The organism is Lysinibacillus sp. ACHW1.5 (assembly GCF_022014815.1).
GTDB classification, from domain to species: Bacteria; Bacillota; Bacilli; order Bacillales_A; family Planococcaceae; genus Lysinibacillus; species Lysinibacillus capsici.
In genome coordinates this window covers 3,697,130-3,715,890 of sequence record NZ_CP091777.1, presented here as the reverse complement: position 1 = coordinate 3,715,890, position 18,761 = coordinate 3,697,130, and the positions used below count along the sequence as shown (strand labels likewise).

The window sequence follows — 18,761 nt, the reverse complement described above, 5'->3', positions numbered from 1 at the left end:
GTAGAAAATTCTGTTTATTTTTGAGGTAGTGCCACTTACTATGGATTATACCAGGGACAGATGGAGAGGAAAATGGAAGGATGAGAACATGCAGGATAAAAGAAAAGAAAAAATAGGTTTGCTGTTAGGATTTGTGGGCGTAATTTGCTTTAGTCTAACGTTACCCGCAACAAGTACAGCTGTACCATATTTTGGAGCGACAATTGTAGGATTGGGGAGAGCTGTCATTGCGGCGTTCATCGTCGCCATTGTTTTACTTGTAAGAAAAGAAAGACTACCGACTGCTAGACAATTTAAAAGCTTGATAATAGTATCTTTTGGGGCTGTATTAGGGTTTCCTTTACTTACATCTTGGGCAATGACAAGGTTACCAGTTTCTCACGGAGCGGTAGAATTAGCACTTTTACCTTTAGCGACTGCGGGCTTTGCTCTATTCAGAGCAGGTGAACGTCCCTCATTTAAGTTTTGGTTATCGAGTGTTATTGGGGCTATAGCCGTTATTATATATGCTAGCTTTTTAGGCTTAGGCCAATTACATATGGCAGATCTAGCATTATTAGCAGCAGTTGTAATATTAGGTCTTAGCTATGCAGAAGGAGGACAGTTAGCGAAGGAATTAGGGAGCTGGCAGGTGATTGCTTGGGCTATTTTGATGGCGGCTCCCTTTTTTATTGTCCCCGTCATTTCTAATTTTTCCTTGGAAATGCTACATGCCCCTCTTACAGCGTGGGTTAGCCTGTTATATTTAGCTGTTGTCAGTCAGTTTTTAGCATATGTTGCTTGGTATGGGGGAATGGCTTTAGGAGGTATTGCAAGAGTTAGTCAGATCCAATATTTACAGCCATTTTTAATGATTCTTTTTGCTACGCTATTTTTAAATGAATCCATCTCTTGGTTTACGATCGTCGTGGCAATGATTGTTGTGATTTCCGTCATTGTTGGCAAAAATACAACCATTACAAAGAAGGATGCTAAGACAGCTCAAATAAACATCATCAAAGAATAGTAGCCATTTCTTCATTGCCACATCGTTTATAATAAAGGAGGAGGTGCTATCTATGAAAATTAAATTTTTTAGTCGGGCGAATTGTCCTTTATGTGTAGAAGGGCTACAGACATTAAAGCTTGTTCAGGAAGATGTTCTATTTGATATTGAAATAATTGATATAGAGCAGGATGATCGTATACATGAAAAATATATGCTAATGATTCCGGTTGTTGAAAAAGAGGGTGTCGTCATTCAGTATGGTCATTTAGATTATGCCACGTTAATGGAGCGATTAGGCAGTTAATCTACTGAAAGTATAAAGAGTTATTAACGGTATAAATGACTTTATTATTAGCTGTCATTCTCACAATTCACAAATTGTTCAATGAAAGCGGTTTGAATTTGAACAGTTTGTGAAGACCTTCACATTAGACTTTCTTTTCCTAAAAATCGGAGTAGAATAGGTATCAAGTAAGAAGTTGTTATAAAACAGTTTAGCGAATGTATCACAAATTTTAGTGGTTGTTATATTACAAAAATGAATGATGTGAAGGGAGATTTTACAATGTGGGTTATTACAGTATTTGAGAAAAAGGACGTTCGTATTTTTGAATTTACAAATAAAACTGAAGCAACAAAAGCTTTAGAAGGTTTTAAAAAGAACGCAATTTTATCTTTCACTAAATAAGTTCAACAAAGTCTTGTAGCTGTTTTTAGAGCTATGAGGCTTTTTTTTATCCAGAACAATACAACTACTTGCACTTTAAAACAATGCATATTATAATAAAAGCATAAGTGGGACACAAAACAATTAAGTGGGTTAAAAATAAACCCACCACTATTAATTAGGGGAGTAGATAGATATGTTAACTGTTCCAGAGGCACAGCAAAGGCTACTTCCTGAAATGTATCCGCTTCTGCAAGCAAGATATCGAATATTGCAAGCCGTTCAACTCATGCAACCAATCGGACGACGTACACTAGCTGATTCACTGAAAATGACAGAAAGAGAAATACGCAAAGAAACTGATATTTTACGTGAACAAGGGTTATTAGATGCGCAAAAGTCGGGTATGGTATGTACAGATGATGGTGAAATAGTCATTGAAAAATTAAGAGCCATCGTTTATGAATGGTCTGGTTTAACCCAGCTTGCAAAAGTGCTTGAAAGCCACTTTGGCATCCAACGTGTAGTCGTAGTTCCTGGTGATTACAATGAGGATCATACAATCCTAAGCATGCTAGGCAAAGAAGCAGCCTTGCAATTTATGTCGGCTGCTTTTGATGAGCAAGTTGTAGCTGTCACTGGTGGAAAATCTGTTGCCTCACTTGCGCAGTTTTTACATCCTTTAGACGGACAAAAGGATATCACTTTTGTAGCTGCACGCGGGGGGATTGGACATGAAATGCAAATGCAGGCCAATACACTTGTTGCAACATTTGCCATGCAAATGGAAACACAATACCGTACTTTATTTTTACCAGAGCATTTAAGTGAGCAAGCTTATCAAGCGATGCTAACAGAGCCTATGGTAACAGAAATGATGGCCTTCTATGATCAAGCAGATTGCGTCATTCATGGGATTGGCTCTGCAGAGGAAATGGCGATTCGTCGTAACTCATCTCCTGAGGATTTGCGAATTCTTGAGGAAAAAGGCGCTGTGAGTGAGGCTTTCGGCTATTATTTCAATGCAGACGGAGAAATAGTACATCGTATACGCACAATTGGTATCCAGCTTGAGCAGGTACAAAACAGTGAGCAGGTCATTGCAGTTGCAGCAGGAAAACAGAAGGTCAATGCAATGCTTTCTTATTTCAAAGTAGCACCTAAGCAAACCATATTTGTAACAGATGAAGCAGCGGCCAAAGCAATTGCTGCTAAAATATCTTCTATAGAAAATAAGCATCTTGAATGATGGCAAAGTTGTAAACATGTCACTCGATCTCAGAAAGTGCTTAAGCATTTTTTGAATGAGCATAAAGTAAATTTTGATGTCTCTATTCATAGAGACAGACATCACACATTATTGGAGGAATTAACAATGGCATTAAAATTAGCGATTAATGGATTTGGACGTATTGGACGTTTAGTATTTCGTGAGGCAATGAAGCATGATGAATTTGAAGTAGTAGCCGTAAACGACTTAACAGATGCTGGTCAGCTTGCGCACTTATTGAAATATGATTCAGTACACGGTATCTATGATGCTGAAGTCAATGCAGATGAAGATTCTTTCGTAGTAAATGGTCAACGTGTAAAAGTATATGCTGAAAAAGATCCTGCACAATTACCATGGGGTGAATTAGGCGTAGATGTAGTGCTTGAATGTACTGGTCGATTCCGTTCAATGGAAGAAGTAGGCAAGCATATTGAAGCAGGGGCGAAAAAAGCGATTCTATCGGCACCAGCAAAAGGCGCAATGCCTACATTTGTTATGGGTGTAAACCATGAGGATTATAACCCAGCAACTGATGATGTGATCTCCAATGCTTCTTGTACAACTAACTGTCTAGCACCAGTAGCTAAAGTGCTTGATGAGAAATTTGGCATTGAACGTGGTATGATGACAACAATTCACTCTTATACAAATGACCAACGAATTCTAGACTTCCCACACTCTGACCCTCGTCGTGCACGAGCTGGAGCGGTATCTATGATTCCAACAACAACAGGTGCAGCAGTAGCTGTATCAAAAGTATTGCCACAATTAAAAGGTAAGCTAGATGGTTTCTCTATGCGTGTGCCAACACCTAACGTATCATGTGTTGACTTAGTTGTAGAGCTAAAAGCAGATGTATCGAAAGAAACGATTAATGCAGCATTAAAAGAAGCTTCTGAAAATGAATTAAAAGGCATTTTAGATTACAATGAGCTACCATTAGTATCAATTGATTATAACGGTAACCATTATTCTTCTACGGTAGATGGCCTTTCAACAATGGTGTTAGAAAACAAAATGGTGAAGGTTTTAGCTTGGTATGATAACGAAATTGGTTACTCTACTCGCTTAATGGACCTAGCTTTATACATTGCTGAACAAGGCTTAAACCATAAATAAGTATCATATTTCGACATTTTGAGTAAAAAGTGTGACATATTACTGCTTTTTATGCACAAAAAGTATAGCCTTTATAATATCGAATAGATATAATATACAAGGGTATTGGGAGTAAGGGATAACCCTTACTCCTTTTTTTCTAGATTCAGCAGAAAACGCCCACCTCTATAGGTGGTGAGATGAACACACAAATTACTCTCTTGATTCATTAGTGTCCAATCACCGACTGAAACAAGAAGATAAAAGCCTCAGCGAATGTCACAGATTTTGAAGAGGAGCAAGTTCGAAAAAAATCTGGAGGCAATTACGCAGTGGCGTAATTGATACATGTTGATGCAAGACATCGCAGTTAACTTTTGCTACTATAAAAACAAGTATTAGGGTTCATTATCAAAAGTTGGAGAATCCTACTTACACGAGATAGTGATGCTGAAAAAGTACCAAAATGACTTTTCAATTTAGTAAGCATGGTGTAGAGCCAAGATGGGTAAAACACAAGAGTGTAAGACTAAAACGAACTTTGAAGGGAGTTTCTTCATGTTAAATAAGAAAACAATGAAAGATATTGATGTTAAGAGTCAACGCGTTTTTGTACGTGTAGATTTTAATGTACCAATGGCAGACGGTGCTATTACAGATGAGACGCGTATTCGTGCAGCTATTCCTACAATTGAGTATTTAGTAGAACAGGGTGCTAAAGTTATTCTAGCTTCTCACTTAGGTCGTCCAAAAGGTGAAGTAAAAGAAGATATGCGTTTAACAGCTGTTGGCATTCGCTTAGCAGAATTAATGGGCAAGCCTGTTACGAAGCTTGATGAATCCATTGGGCAAGCAGTGGAAGAAGCCGTTGCAAACATGCAAGATGGAGACATTCTACTGCTTGAAAACGTACGCTTCCATGCTGGCGAAGAGAAAAATGATCCAACATTAGCACAGCAATTTGCTCAGCTAGCAGATATTTATGTTAATGATGCTTTTGGTGCAGCCCACAGAGCCCATGCTTCTACAGAAGGAATTGCTAAGCATATTCCAGCTGTATCTGGATTCTTAATGCAAAAGGAATTAGATGTACTTGGTAAGGCATTGTCTAACCCTGAGCATCCGTTTACAGCCATTATTGGTGGTGCCAAAGTAAAAGATAAAATTGGTGTTATTGAAAGCCTCTTAGAAAAAGTAGATCACTTAATTATCGGTGGTGGTTTATCCTTTACCTTTATTAAGGCACAAGGCCACGATATCGGTAAATCATTGCTAGAGGAAGATAAAATTGAGCTAGCAAAGTCCTTTATTGAGAAGGCAAAAGCAAAAGGTGTGCAATTACATATGCCAGTCGACGCTGTTGTGGCAAATGAATTTTCACAGGATGCTGAAACACAAATCGTTGATGTAGATGCTATTCCAGCTGATTGGATGGGTCTAGATATTGGACCTAAAACGGCTGCAAACTATGCAGAAGTTATCAAAAACTCTAAATTAATCATTTGGAATGGACCAATGGGTGTCTTTGAAATGGACAAATTTGCAAACGGCACCAAAACAGTTGCTGATGCAATGGCAACAACAGCTGGCTACACAGTAATCGGTGGCGGTGATTCAGCTGCAGCAGTTGAAAAATTTGAGGTAGCAGATAAGATGGATCACATTTCTACAGGTGGTGGTGCTTCCTTAGAATTAATGGAAGGCAAAGAGCTTCCAGGGATTGTAGCACTAAACGATAAATAAGCTAATCGGAGGCAAAATAATGCGTAAACCAATTATTGCAGGTAACTGGAAAATGTTTAAAACATTTGAAGAGGCTATTCAGTTTGTAGATGCTGTACAAGAAAAACTTCCTTCCAATGACAAAGTAGATGCTGTTATTTGCGCACCAGCTCTTTACCTACCTACACTTGTACAAGTTGCTAGTGAGTCAGAGCTGGCAATTGGTGCACAAACTATGCACTATGAAAATGAAGGTGCTTTTACGGGTGAAATTAGTCCAGCGCAGCTAGCAAGTGTGGATGTTGACTATGTCATTTTAGGACACTCTGAACGTCGCGAATACTACAATGAAACAGATGAAGCGATTAATAAGAAGGTAGCTGCAGCACTTGCACATACTATCGTACCTATTATTTGCTGTGGCGAAACACTCGAAGAACGTGAAGCAGGCACAACAGAGCAAAAAGTGGCAGGCCAAATTAAAGCGGCACTTGCTGGGTTTGAAGCACAGCAAGTAGAGCATATGGTCATTGCGTATGAACCGATTTGGGCGATTGGTACTGGTAAAACGGCTACGGCAGACGATGCAAATCAAGTATGCGGAGCGATTCGAGCAGTAGTAGAAGAGCTATATAATGCTGAAACTGCGAATGCTGTGCGTATTCAATATGGTGGCAGTGTTAAGCCTGATAACATTCAGGAGCTTTTATCGAAAGAACATATTGATGGTGCTTTAGTTGGTGGAGCAAGCTTACAACCAGAATCTTATTTAACATTATTGGAGGCGGCAGCAAATGCCTAAAAAGCCAGTAGCATTAATTATTTTAGATGGCTTTGCATTTCGAGATGAAACATTCGGGAATGCAGTAGCACAGGCCAATAAGCCTAATTTTGATCGATATTGGCATCAATTTCCTCATGCGACATTAACAGCAGCGGGAGAAGCCGTTGGATTACCTGAAGGACAGATGGGGAATTCTGAGGTGGGGCACTTAAATATCGGTGCAGGACGTATCGTCTATCAAAGCTTAACACGTTTAAATAAATCTATTCGTGATGGAGATTTCTTCACGAATCAAGCCTTTTTAGATGCAGTAGCACATGTGAAAGCTCATCAGTCAAAGCTACATGTTATGGGCTTATTATCAGACGGTGGTGTTCATAGTCATTATGAGCATATGTTTGCACTATTAAAGCTAGCTAAACAGCAGGGATTAGAGGAAGTTTATGTACATGGCTTCTTAGATGGTCGTGATGTTGGTCCAACAACAGCATTAGACTATATCGAAGAAACGGAAAAGCAAATGGCTGAAATAGGCATAGGGCAATTTGCTTCCATACATGGACGTTACTACGCTATGGATCGTGACAAGCGTTGGGATCGTGTTGCACTTACGTATAATGTATTGGTAGATGGTGTTGGCCAAGCAGCAGAGAGTGCTAAAAGTGGTGTAGCAGCATCCTATGAGCGTGAAGTAACCGATGAATTTGTCATCCCATTTAGCATTCAAGAGCATGGTGAGCCAGTAGCAACAATTGGCGATCATGATGCAGTGATTTTCTTTAACTTCCGTCCCGATCGTGCCATTCAGCTGTCAACAGTTTTTACAAATGAAGCATTCGATGGCTTTGCTATATCTGCAAATCATCCAAAGAATTTAAAATTTGTGTCCTTCACCCACTATAGTGATGAAGTCAACGCACAGGTTGCTTATGAAAATGACAACTTGAAAAATACAATTGGTGAAGTATTAGCGACGAATGGGAAAACACAGTTGCGGATTGCGGAAACTGAAAAATATCCACATGTTACATTCTTTATGAGTGGTGGACGTGAGGAAAAATTCCCTGGTGAGGAACGTATTTTAATTGCTTCTCCAAAGGTGGCGACATACGATTTAAAACCTGAAATGTCTGCCTATGAGGTGACAGAAGCCTTACTTGCAGAAATTGCGGCTGAAAAATTTGATGGCATTATTCTTAACTTTGCCAACCCTGATATGGTTGGTCATAGTGGAATGCTGGAGCCAACAATTAAAGCCATTGAAGCAGTAGATGAATGCTTAGGGAAAGTAGTAGACGCACTCCTTGCAAAAGGTGGCGCAGCTATTATTACAGCTGACCATGGCAACTCTGATGAAGTGTTAACTTTAGCAGGTGAGCCAATGACAGCTCATACAACAAATCCTGTTCCAGTAATTGTGACAAAATCAAATATAATGTTAAGAAATGGTGGTATTTTAGCCGATTTAGCGCCAACCATGTTAGAATTATTAGAGGTGTCACAGCCTACTGAAATGACAGGACAATCATTAATTGAAAAAGAGGAGAATTAATTATGCCATTTATTACACAAGTTTATGCGCGCGAAGTTTTAGACTCACGTGGGAACCCAACAGTAGAGGTTGAAGTATTTACAGAATCAGGCGCATTTGGCCGCGCAATCGTACCATCAGGTGCATCAACAGGTGAATACGAAGCGGTAGAATTACGCGATGGTGACAAATCTCGTTACCTAGGCAAAGGTGTATTAAAAGCAGTTGAAAATGTAAACACAATTATTGCGGAAGAATTAGAAGGTAACTATTCTGTTCTTGATCAAGTAGTCATCGACAAAGCTTTAATCGAGCTAGATGGCACAGAAAACAAAGGCAAGCTTGGTGCCAACGCAATTCTAGGTGTATCCATGGCAGTTGCACATGCTGCGGCAGATTATTTAGATGTACCTCTTTATCAATATCTTGGTGGGTTCAATTCTAAGCAATTACCAGTACCAATGATGAACATCCTAAACGGTGGTGCTCACGCAGATAACAATGTTGACATTCAGGAATTCATGGTTATGCCTGTTGGTGCAGAATCATTCCGTCATGCATTACGTATTGGCGCGGAGATTTTCCATAGCCTAAAAGCTGTTCTAAAAGCAAAAGGCTACAACACAGCAGTAGGTGATGAAGGTGGTTTCGCACCAAACCTTGGCTCTAACGAAGAAGCAATTACAGTGATCTTAGAAGCGATTGAAAAAGCAGGCTACAAACCAGGTGACGAAGTGAAACTTGCAATGGACGTAGCATCCTCTGAACTATTCAATAAAGAAGATGGCAAATACCACTTAGATGGTGAAGGTGTTGTCAAAACTTCTGAAGAAATGGTGGATTGGTACGAAGAGTTAACAAATAAATACCCAATCATTTCAATTGAAGATGGCTTAGATGAAAACGACTGGGCTGGACACAAGCTATTAACAGACCGTATCGGCAAACGCGTACAATTAGTAGGTGATGACCTATTTGTAACAAATACGAAAAAGTTATCAGCAGGTATTGAGCAAGGTGTAGGCAATGCAATCCTGATCAAAGTAAACCAAATCGGTACGTTAACTGAAACATTTGAAGCAATCGAAATGGCCAAACGTGCAGGCTACACAGCGGTTATTTCTCACCGTTCTGGTGAATCAGAAGATGCGACAATTGCTGATATCGCTGTTGCAACAAATGCTGGTCAAATTAAAACAGGTGCTCCATCACGTACAGACCGTGTAGCTAAATACAACCAACTTCTTCGCATCGAAGATCAACTTGGTTCAACTGCAGAGTATCTTGGTTTAAATTCATTCTATAACTTAAAATAAGTATTTGATTGAAGAGAAAATGGTTTGAACTTAGTAAAATACAGCTTTTATCTTTGAACCATGTTGTACATTTAACAACCTCTGATTTATAAGTGTAATAAAACACTTGTAGATTGGAGGTTTTTTCGTGCTTATTAAAGATTTATTGAAGGAATTTACATTCGAATTACAGATTAAAAATTAGTCAATCAGAACAACAGAAACTTATAACTACAATACAACTCACTTCATTCAATATCTGGACGAGTTTCATAAGATGAATGAAATGGAAGACATTTCTACAGTTCATGTAAAAAAATATATGCAACATCAATTAAATCTTGGTAAAAAGGCGACTTACATTAATACTGTAATTAAATCGTTGAGGTCGTTTTACACGTATTTGGTGGCGGAAGAATATGTCACATTAAACATTATGGCACGCGCCGAATCGTTGTGTGATGAAAGGTAGGCACATTATCGTAACATTATTCAGACCCTTGGAGGGAGTCGCAAAACAAAAACGTTATGTACCTTGCAAAATGCTAGATATCTCAGCAGAGGTACTCTCCTCTATAGAGAGCACCTGTGACGGATTAACGCATACAAAATTGTATTAGTTGTATTTAAATATAGAACGCAATTTTGCATTGGTTAACATGCTGTATACAAAGTATATACCATTATCTACGAACAGTGTTCGTACTATAGTCATTGAACACTCTGTTATTATTATCCTAATTACATAATATAAACCAATACATAATTACATAATGATATAATGATATAAATTACAATGAGGAGTTAATAACATGAAGAGAAAAACAAAATCTGCAATTGTTATCATTGCAATATTGATAATTTTTGGAGGGATTTTTGGTTACATTAAATCCACCGAACAAATGGAAAAAACTGTTGCCAAAAAAGAAAGAGCCACTATTGTTGTTGACGGAGTAGCGCTTGAAGATAAAAAAGTTACAAAAGAAGAATTGCTTTATCCTGACAATTTAATAGAAAGCAAAGTAAATGAAACCATCCATAGCATGTCTCACCAAAAAGTGAAAGCTGCTTCTCAATGGGGTCGTGAGCGAATAACACAAGAAAAAGTTGACCGATTGTTAACTGTAGTTAAAATGAACGATTATAAATATAAAGATCTTTACATTTCAATATTAGAAAGATGGTCGAAAGGTGACTTTTCAAACGCCGTTGACGACCATAACAAAATTTGGGAATTGCAAGGTGGCGATGACACAACAAATTCAGGAAGAGCAACTCGTTTATTATCGCCCGAGGAAGAAGAGCAGTATATTGAACAATTTTACACAGATGAAAAATAGGTGAATTTTTAAATTGTATGCAAATTTTTCTGTTTGTTACCATTAATATTTATTACACAAAATCCACCAATTACTAGGATACAAAAACATTATCGGTGGAGGGTTTTATTTATGAACGAAGAAAGAAGCGGCACGAGCAGGCCAATACGGTGCAGGTTTCAACATCGTAGCACAAGAGGTAAGAATGCTTTTTAGTGTGACAGCTATAGCAAGATAAGTGAACAAAAGGCGCTTTACATAAAAGGCGTCTTACGATAATAAGAAAGGACAGTCTACTATATTAGACTGTCCTGACTATTGTTATGGCTGTGCCCAATGCTGATCTAGTTCATGATCGAGATAGACCCAGCCCTTCCAGGCAAGATGAATTGTATCCATTATAAAATAAGGATCATATTCATGATCTGAAAAATCAACATAAGCAACCCTTGAATCCTGTAATACTTGCTCCATTTTATCGTAATACTTTTGACGACGATCCTCAGGATAGCCATTATAATCATACCAATAGCCATTAACTGGAATGGAGACGAATAGTGGCTTCGCACCTGCATCCTTTAAAACATCTATCACGAGTTGGAAATCCTCATATTCAGGAGAGTTTGTATAATCCTCTTTTTTTCGTATATCTTTAAACGTTGAAAATTTAGCATTTACAAGTCGTTGATAGGCGCGATCTTCAATCATATAGTCATTGGATACACGCTTCTCCCCATATGCCTCTGCATGCTGCAATTGTTGCTCAAAGCTTTGATTGGCAATGAGCTTGTCATTACTTTTTAATGCATGACCTTTACGTGGGAAAAGGGAATAATATAAGTCCTTCTTTTCTAGTAACTCCTTGTGGAAACGCCCCGCGACCATAGCCATACGTCCAGTAATTGGTTTTTCCTTGCCGTTAGACATTTGATATTGATACATGGTCTTTAAGAGGCGATCTCGTTTGACAGTATCAAATTCTAGTAGGCGCTCCATTGCTCTTTTACGAAGGTTGGCATCCATTTCCTGATTAAAGGCTAAATCATAAGCATGTAACATGGAATAATTCGGTGAAAAGTGAAATTCACCCATGCCCTTCTCTGTAAACCACTGCGGGGAGATGATAAAGACCACTTTTTTATCCTTTAAATTCTTTTCTTGTGCTGCAAAATTCAAGAAGTGGGTAATGGACTGCATGCCTCCACGCCCAATCATAAATGTCGAATACGGAGCATCAGTTGCTCGCGTATAATTGTATGGATGGAACGGATCAAAACGGTTTAATTCCGAGGAGCCATAAAGTGGCATGGAATTAGGCTCCTGCAACATTCGCTCCTGTAAATAGGTGCCCTGAAATACAAGTGGAGACATGTTCGTTTTGGCTTGCTCCACATCCTCATTGGATATCCAGGCTTTAATCCAAGCATTAGGAAAAAAGACAAAGCCAGTAAAAAGAGCACATGCAATAAATAAAGAAAGAAAGCCTTTTTTGATCATTGTCTTTCAGCTAATTTCCCTGCAATTCGATTAGGCGTATTCCATTCTTCACGATTGAAATCAGTAATAGGGACAGAAATATTAAAACGATTTTCAATTTCGACTAGTAAATTAATTGTTCCAAACGAATCTAGTAAACCTTCTTCAAATAAATCAATATCTGGGTTTTCTACAATAATTTCATCTTCACATAACTCGACTAGCATTTCTAAAACTTGTTGTTGATCCATTAATAATTCTCCTTTAGTGAACAGGCTCTTACAGCCCTTTGTTTAAAATAATGTGCCAGAAAAAATATAGAAGCCGAAGCATACAGCATGAAACGTAATAATTACGCCAATAGCATGCGTCCATTTATTTTTTGGCCAACGCTTATGCTTTTTATTCCAGCGTTCAAATTTATCAAAGCTGATAATCAATAGGGCATGATAGAGTCCATAGACCACAAAGTGCCATTCCAGACCATGCCAAATACCCATTAAAAAGAATAGTAAAAAGAAGCCTATATACGAAATAGCAAATTTATTTTTTAGCCATTTTTTCTTTGTCATCCAAAGGACAAAGCGCATATAGACATAATCCCTAAACCAGAAGGAAAGGCTCATATGCCAACGATTCCAAAAATCTTTAATATTACGGCTGGCGAATGGGCGATTAAAGTTAATTGGTGTTTGGATACCCATTAGTCTGCTCACACCAACAGCAAATGCACTATAGCCAGCAAAATCAAAGAATAAGTAAAAGCTATACATATACATATACGCTAGCTGCCCCTGAAAAGGTGTCAAATAGTTATACGTATGGTTAGGCAAATAAATAAGCGTGTAGTTGTAAATTAAATAAGCCAAAATAAACTTATATAAAAAGCCGACAAAAATATAATTAATGCCACTCAATAGCAGCTTTTGGTAATCTCCCGAGGAAGGTACGGTATGAAAATCCTTTGTAAAACGACGCCAACGATCAATAGGTCCCGATGATACGGTAGGAAAGAATAATAAGAAATAGACTAGCTCTACTACAGAAATTTTCTCTTTCATCAAGCCATCACGGGTTTCTAAAATCATTTGTACCGCTTTAAACGTAATGTAGGACACACCAAGGAAGCCAAATACATGATGTAACCCGAGAATTGGCAAAACCTTCACAAGAATCAGGGGTAATATGGATAAAAGCACTGCTATTATAAAAATTGTACCGCTATTTTGCTGAAGTCGGTAACGCTGATAAGCCACAATAAGTACAACCTGAAAGACAGTAAATAGTACGAGCGAGATCGTCCCGTTTAATGAATGTCCGAAGATTAATGCTAAGACAATGACCGATACAAAAAGATTATAACGTTTCGAAGATTTGCCTCGTAACCCTAAGAGGATGGTAGGTAATAATAAAAGTCCGATGATCACAAAAAATGCTATATTTCCATAAGGCGTCATACTGTCTCCATAACCGCCAATCCTTTACGATCTACCTTACCATTTGGATTTAGTGGTAAAGCGTCCATATATTTAAATGTTTTCGGTATCATATAGGCAGGTAAGTACGCCGATAAAAGAGCCTTCAATTGCTTTGTTGTTTTAAAAGCAGCGTCTGTTAATGGCTCATGTAAAACAATATGGGCACTAAGAGAAATGATTTCCTTCTCTTTATAAACAGGTACAACAACACAGCTTGAAACAGGTGGCAGGTTACTGATTTGTTTTTCAATCTCTTCAATCTCAAGACGGTAGCCATGTAATTTCACTTGGAAATCCTTACGACCTGAAAAGAACAAATAACCATCCTGCTCATAGCCTATATCACCCGTTTGATAGATGCGATCGCCATTAACGATCGGAAAAGCTTTAGCTGTTAATTTAGGCGCTCCCAAATACCCGGCACTAACGGTTGGCCCTGAAATAATAATTTCTCCATCCTCAGCTACAGATACGTTTGGCTCCGTTATAGGGGCAATCGGTAATTGTTCGAAGCGTGCTACTAGCTCTTTCGACACCTTTACATAGGATACAGCGACGGTTGTTTCCGTAGGACCATATAAATTATAAATTGTTGCCTGTGGAAAACGGAACATCAACTCGTTACATACCGCTATTGGTAAAACCTCTCCGCAAAATAAAAAAGTATCCAACCTAGGCATGAGTTTTTGATCCCATTCTTTGTTCATCAAACACATCTTGGCAAAAGAAGGTGTAGAAGTCCATACACGAGTATTTGACGTCGCTAAAGAATCAAACAAGGCTTTTGGATTAGCAATTTCTTGCTGTGTAATCGCATAAAGTGTGTGTCCACCTACAAGAGCTGGGTAGAGATCCATAACAGATAAATCAAAGGAATAAGGTGCTTGATTTAAAAATACGCCGTCTTGCTGTAAAGGGAAGTGTTCCTGCATCCACCTAACAAAGTGTGTTAGATTACTAGCTGTTATTTGTACCCCTTTTGGTTGACCTGTTGAACCAGAAGTGTAAATAATATAATGGATATCCTCATCTCGAACCCATGTTGCGGATGATAGGATCACGTCCTTTGAGGAGGCATCCAGAATATCATGCACTGCCATAACTGGCAGGTTCAACGGCATCTGTAATAGCTCTGTTGTCAATACTAAACCTGCTCCAGAAGCTTCTGTAATGAGCTGTAATCTTTCGGATGGTGTTGACGAATCAACAGGTACATATGGATGGCCAGCCTTTACAGCTCCGATAAACGCAACAATTTGTAGGGGGGACATATGTCCATAAATGACTATAGGTTGTTGTCTCCGCAACTTAAGCTTCATTAAATAATCGGCAAGACGATCTGATAAATGCCAAAGCTCACTATAAGTTAAGGAGGCATTGTGTGTCTGATAAGCAGTTTTTTGTGGCTGCTGGAGGGCCACACGTTCAATAGCTGCCAAAATACTTAACATATTTTAATCTCCTTTATTTAAAATTCCGTATATATAAATGGTCCAGCGTTCATATCATGGAAGCCATGTATAAGAAACAGCAGTACCAAAACAATCAAATAAAACAGCGTGAAGCCAATGAAGCGTAAATACTCATTATTCTTGATGGATTGCATTTGTCCACCTCCAATGAAAAAAAGTATAGGATTAAACTTTCAAAAAAATAGTAATTTACTAGTTAAAAATCCTTACCTTATGTTTTTAACACTGATTTGACGGAATGTGGAGAAAAATGTTGCTGAATTAAGATGAATTCAGTAAATCATAAGATTAATTTAAGGTAAATTTAAGGTTTTGGGGGGATATGTAGAGTTTACAAATTATTGGCTGGTTTACTTATGTAAAAAAAGCACGAACATAAGGGAATAATCTCAACTTATGTTCGTGCTATTATTTTTATTTCACTTCATTAATAACTTTTTTAGATACATAAAATTCAGAGCCATTGTAGACATTGATTGTATCAAATGTATGAGTCTTTGCCGTGTTTGAGGAAGTTTGTTCATACGTCATCGTGTTTTTGTTGACTGGAATTTTCACTGTGATATCTGCTTTTTGTGCAATAAATGTTGGGTTTTCTTTATCCGATAAGTCAATTTTTGTTGTAAATCCTTTTTCCGTAAATGCCTTCGTTGCAGGCACATATAAATCATTTGTTAATGTGTTTAAGTCAAAGCCCATAAAGCGTGCCATTGTATGGGCTAAATCAGTGTTTTCTACTAATCCTGTCAATTTAGAAGGACCAAATGAATATAAGAATACATCTTCCCCCGTATGACCACCTGTTGTATAACCAATGTTTGCACGATTGGCTAGCATTTTTACCATTTCATTGCCTAAGTCTTTAGCAGACTGTAATGTTTTAAGCTCGTCCTCCGTTAATGAATCTAAGCCATAAAGAGCAGCGACCTCAACTAAATTAGAGCGATCTTCTTTTAGTTGGCTTAAAGCTCCTTCAATGGTCATTGTAGCTTTTTTTAACGGGTCGATGTAGGCAGAAACTGGAATGCTGGAATAGGTACTAGTAGTGTTAGCGTTCCCCATCGTAATGCCACTATTTCCATGATCAGTTACTGCGATGACTAAAGTATTACCATCTTCCTTCGCAAAATCAACCGCTTCTTTCACTGCATCATCGAATGATAAAATATCGCTAATGATACCAATAGTATCATTGGCATGTGCAGCCCAGTCAACCTTACTACCTTCTACAAAGAGGAAGAAGCCATCCTCATCCTTTTTCAGCGTATTGATTGCTTTATTTGTCATTTCAGCAAGTGTAGGCTCAGATGCTCTTGTTTTAGCACGATCTAAATCATAAGCAAGTGCACTTGGCGCAAAGCTTCCCCAAATTTTTGAGGATTGACTGTTAAATAGCTCATCGCGCGTTTTAACGAGATCATAATTTTTTTCATTCAAAACCTTGATTAAATCCTCGCCATCTTGACGAGCATTTTTCGATGTGCCTGGTGATAGTGATTCCAGACCACCGCCTAAGACAACATCAATATTTTGATAAACCTGCTGCTCTGCTATATCCCCATATTGACTTCTATTGTTGACATGGGCAGAAAAACCAGCAGGTGTAGCATGTTGAATTTCGGAAGTAGAAATTAATCCAGTGGACATACCTTGCTGCTTAGCTCCTTCTAGCACATTGGCTACAGGTCGGAAGGCATCTTCCTTAGCGATTTGCGCTAATCCAGGGGAGTTGATCACAGAGGGCAGCACACCTATATATTTATCGTTCGATTTATGCCCAGTTGCTAATGCTGTCGCAGCTGGTGCAGAATCAGTAATGGCAGATTCAGCAGAATATGTGCGCATAGCACCCGATAAAATTTCATCCATTGCTAGGCTTTCACCTTTATACCAGCGAGAAAGAGTGACAGCATTATTACTGCTACCATCCATCACAAGCATAATGACATTCGTCGGTTTCTTTACTTCGGCTGCATGTACCTCTTGCTGTGGGATACTAACTGCGGATAAAGTCACTGCACTTGCTAAGAACAATGAAGTCCATTTTTTTGCGTATTTCATGATTTTCCTCCTTTAGGTGAATTCAATTGTAAGTGTAAAGGAATGGTGTAAAGCTAGCGTTAAAGGTTTGTTAATGGAATATGGTAATTATGTAAATATTGGGGAAGGAAAGAATCTGTGTAAAAGTCACACAGATTCTTTTGGGGCATTACAAATTTTCCTGATGTTGTGCGCCATCAATTGTTTCATAATATAAAATGTCTTCTTCGATGTACAAGTTGAGGACTTCATCTTCAAGTAAGACTTCTTCCGAACCGTCCTGGACATTTATTTTTGTTAAATAACCAGCATTGTCATAGTCACTGCAATAAATGAAATCATCATAAGTAGCTAAATAATAGCATGCCGTTTCTGTAATTTGATTGTTTTCATTTGTGTCTAAATTATAGGAATAGACCATATTATCATGGATACTATTATAATAAATCACATCATCCACAGTATTGGCATACCACATATCATGCATAAAATCATAATTGTTATTTGTAGCAGTAAAATAATTTTCATTTACCCATAAATGATCTTGTCTTAGTTTTTCATCACTGACTAAAAAGTATTCATAGGAAATCGCATAAGGCTCCGCTGAATCCACGTCATTCCACGTTGTATCAAGATGATACCAATTGCCATCGATACTGACTAAATTCCAAGCATGCAGCTGATCCTCACTATAGCCATATACGTATTTCGCTTCTACATCTGAAGCTAATAGTAGGCGATAAGCTAGTAGAGCATAGGCTTGACATACCGCAGTTTCCTCGTCTATCAGCTCAAAAACCGTCTGTCCCTCAGTAGAGCCTTGTTCTGTATAAGTGGCTAACTGTACGACCGTATCATTAATGATTTTAGCACGTTCAAAATCTGTCATATCTGTCTTAATATACTGGTCAGCAAAAGCCTCTACATATTGATCGACCTTTTGCTCCTTTTTGGCATCTGTTAAGTAATCAATCGACAACTCTACCAAATAGCCATTATCTATTTCCCAAGCCGTCCATTCATAAGTAAGAAAATAACCAGCTGTATAGGGATCGACGAAGGAAAGCAGGCTATTTAAGTCATTCAGCTGCACCTCAAAATCTTCGAAGTTTAGCTTCCCAGTATAAGGGACTTCAAAGTGCTGTTCAAACTTTGCTACTTGTTTTTCAACTTTTTTAGTGAATTGTAGTAAGGCAGGATCATCCTTAAATAATGAGGTTGAGAAAAGATCATTAGGTGAAAAAGAGGCAGATAGCGCTTTACTTTCTGGTTTCTTCATATCATTCTCTGTATCTTCTGCTAAGGTTGTAGTTGTTACATCCTCTTCCTCAAGAAGTAGGTCAATGGCCTTTGAGCATGCCGTAAGAAAGGGAATCATGCAGCATAGTACTAGCAGCGCTGTTATTTTTTTATTCATTTTCCCACCCTCCAAAAAAAGTTCATTTTTGCCATTATAATTTAATTTATTGGGAGTGACATCCACAAATAGTAGCATAAGTCGACAAGGGTGGAAGTATGAGGCGGAGAATTTCCAGCAAAACATAAAGCGAAGTTTGTCATCACAACCTTTTTTTGTTATAATGTAGTCTGTTGTGATGTTTCAAAGTTCGGGAGGTGC

General features: G+C 38.2%; 18 protein-coding genes. 11 read left to right on the top strand and 7 right to left on the bottom strand.

The window, feature by feature from the left end; translation table 11 throughout:
* Nucleotides 1–88: 88 nt before the first annotated feature.
* The 11 genes from L6W14_RS18655 to L6W14_RS18610 all read left to right on the top strand — a co-directional run bounded on the left by L6W14_RS18655 (nt 89) and on the right by L6W14_RS18610 (nt 10,698).
* A complete protein-coding gene (locus tag L6W14_RS18655; RefSeq protein ID WP_237898654.1) occupies nt 89–1,006 on the top strand; it encodes a DMT family transporter in 918 nt (305 codons plus the stop codon).
* Nucleotides 1,007–1,058: 52 nt separating this feature from the next.
* Nucleotides 1,059–1,292 (top strand): glutaredoxin family protein, encoded by a 234-nt coding sequence (locus tag L6W14_RS18650; RefSeq protein WP_054549560.1) that lies wholly within the window; start codon nt 1,059–1,061, stop codon nt 1,290–1,292.
* Between the two features lie 261 nt (nt 1,293–1,553).
* Entirely contained in the window at nt 1,554–1,676 is a 123-nt protein-coding gene (locus tag L6W14_RS23100; RefSeq protein WP_004228055.1) for a hypothetical protein, read from the top strand.
* 175 nt (nt 1,677–1,851) lie between these two features.
* The gene (locus L6W14_RS18645; protein ID WP_054549559.1) at nt 1,852–2,904 is read left to right on the top strand and encodes a sugar-binding transcriptional regulator; all 1,053 of its coding nucleotides are present in this window, start codon (nt 1,852–1,854) and stop codon (nt 2,902–2,904) included.
* A gap of 126 nt (nt 2,905–3,030) precedes the next feature.
* On the top strand, nt 3,031–4,047 hold the full coding sequence (gap, locus tag L6W14_RS18640; protein WP_004228061.1) for a type I glyceraldehyde-3-phosphate dehydrogenase: 1,017 nt from the start codon (nt 3,031–3,033) through the stop codon (nt 4,045–4,047).
* A 537-nt stretch (nt 4,048–4,584) separates the two neighbouring features.
* Complete coding sequence (pgk, locus tag L6W14_RS18635; RefSeq protein WP_237898652.1) at nt 4,585–5,769, top strand: phosphoglycerate kinase; 1,185 nt, start codon at nt 4,585–4,587, stop codon at nt 5,767–5,769.
* Between the two features lie 19 nt (nt 5,770–5,788).
* Nucleotides 5,789–6,550: a triose-phosphate isomerase gene (gene tpiA, locus L6W14_RS18630; protein WP_048390882.1), complete on the top strand. Its 762-nt coding sequence runs from the start codon at nt 5,789–5,791 to the stop codon at nt 6,548–6,550.
* Nucleotides 6,543–8,084 (top strand): 2,3-bisphosphoglycerate-independent phosphoglycerate mutase, encoded by a 1,542-nt coding sequence (gene gpmI / locus L6W14_RS18625; protein WP_131521145.1) that lies wholly within the window; start codon nt 6,543–6,545, stop codon nt 8,082–8,084. The genes tpiA and gpmI overlap by 8 nt, the downstream gene beginning before the upstream one ends.
* Nucleotides 8,085–8,086: 2 nt before the next feature.
* On the top strand, nt 8,087–9,379 hold the full coding sequence (eno, locus tag L6W14_RS18620) for a phosphopyruvate hydratase (RefSeq protein WP_004228070.1): 1,293 nt from the start codon (nt 8,087–8,089) through the stop codon (nt 9,377–9,379).
* Nucleotides 9,380–9,566: 187 nt separating this feature from the next.
* Nucleotides 9,567–9,830, top strand: coding sequence for a site-specific integrase (locus L6W14_RS18615; protein ID WP_256451379.1), 264 nt, complete (start codon nt 9,567–9,569; stop codon nt 9,828–9,830).
* Nucleotides 9,831–10,170: 340 nt separating this feature from the next.
* On the top strand, nt 10,171–10,698 hold the full coding sequence (locus tag L6W14_RS18610) for a DUF6241 domain-containing protein (protein ID WP_237898650.1): 528 nt from the start codon (nt 10,171–10,173) through the stop codon (nt 10,696–10,698).
* Between the two features lie 300 nt (nt 10,699–10,998).
* Here L6W14_RS18610 and dltD read toward each other — a convergent pair whose 3' ends face one another.
* The 7 genes from dltD to L6W14_RS18575 all read right to left on the bottom strand — a co-directional run bounded on the left by dltD (nt 10,999) and on the right by L6W14_RS18575 (nt 18,560).
* The gene (dltD, locus tag L6W14_RS18605) at nt 10,999–12,174 is read right to left on the bottom strand and encodes a D-alanyl-lipoteichoic acid biosynthesis protein DltD (RefSeq protein WP_131521147.1); all 1,176 of its coding nucleotides are present in this window, start codon (nt 12,172–12,174) and stop codon (nt 10,999–11,001) included.
* Nucleotides 12,171–12,404, bottom strand: a complete 234-nt coding sequence (gene dltC / locus L6W14_RS18600; RefSeq protein ID WP_016994756.1) for a D-alanine--poly(phosphoribitol) ligase subunit 2 — start codon at nt 12,402–12,404, stop codon at nt 12,171–12,173. Before dltC ends, dltD begins: the two co-directional genes overlap by 4 nt.
* Nucleotides 12,405–12,446: 42 nt before the next feature.
* Entirely contained in the window at nt 12,447–13,610 is a 1,164-nt protein-coding gene (gene dltB, locus L6W14_RS18595) for a D-alanyl-lipoteichoic acid biosynthesis protein DltB (protein WP_131521148.1), read from the bottom strand.
* Nucleotides 13,607–15,082 (bottom strand): D-alanine--poly(phosphoribitol) ligase subunit DltA, encoded by a 1,476-nt coding sequence (dltA, locus tag L6W14_RS18590; protein ID WP_237898648.1) that lies wholly within the window; start codon nt 15,080–15,082, stop codon nt 13,607–13,609. The genes dltB and dltA overlap by 4 nt, the downstream gene beginning before the upstream one ends.
* A 17-nt stretch (nt 15,083–15,099) precedes the next feature.
* Nucleotides 15,100–15,237, bottom strand: a complete 138-nt coding sequence (locus L6W14_RS18585; protein ID WP_004228095.1) for a teichoic acid D-Ala incorporation-associated protein DltX — start codon at nt 15,235–15,237, stop codon at nt 15,100–15,102.
* Nucleotides 15,238–15,517: 280 nt separating this feature from the next.
* A complete protein-coding gene (locus tag L6W14_RS18580; protein WP_237898646.1) occupies nt 15,518–17,164 on the bottom strand; it encodes an alkaline phosphatase in 1,647 nt (548 codons plus the stop codon).
* 148 nt (nt 17,165–17,312) lie between these two features.
* Nucleotides 17,313–18,560 carry a transglutaminase domain-containing protein gene (locus L6W14_RS18575; RefSeq protein ID WP_237898645.1) on the bottom strand — a complete coding sequence of 416 codons (1,248 nt, stop codon included), beginning with the start codon at nt 18,558–18,560 and terminating at the stop codon, nt 17,313–17,315.
* Nucleotides 18,561–18,761 lie beyond the last annotated feature (201 nt).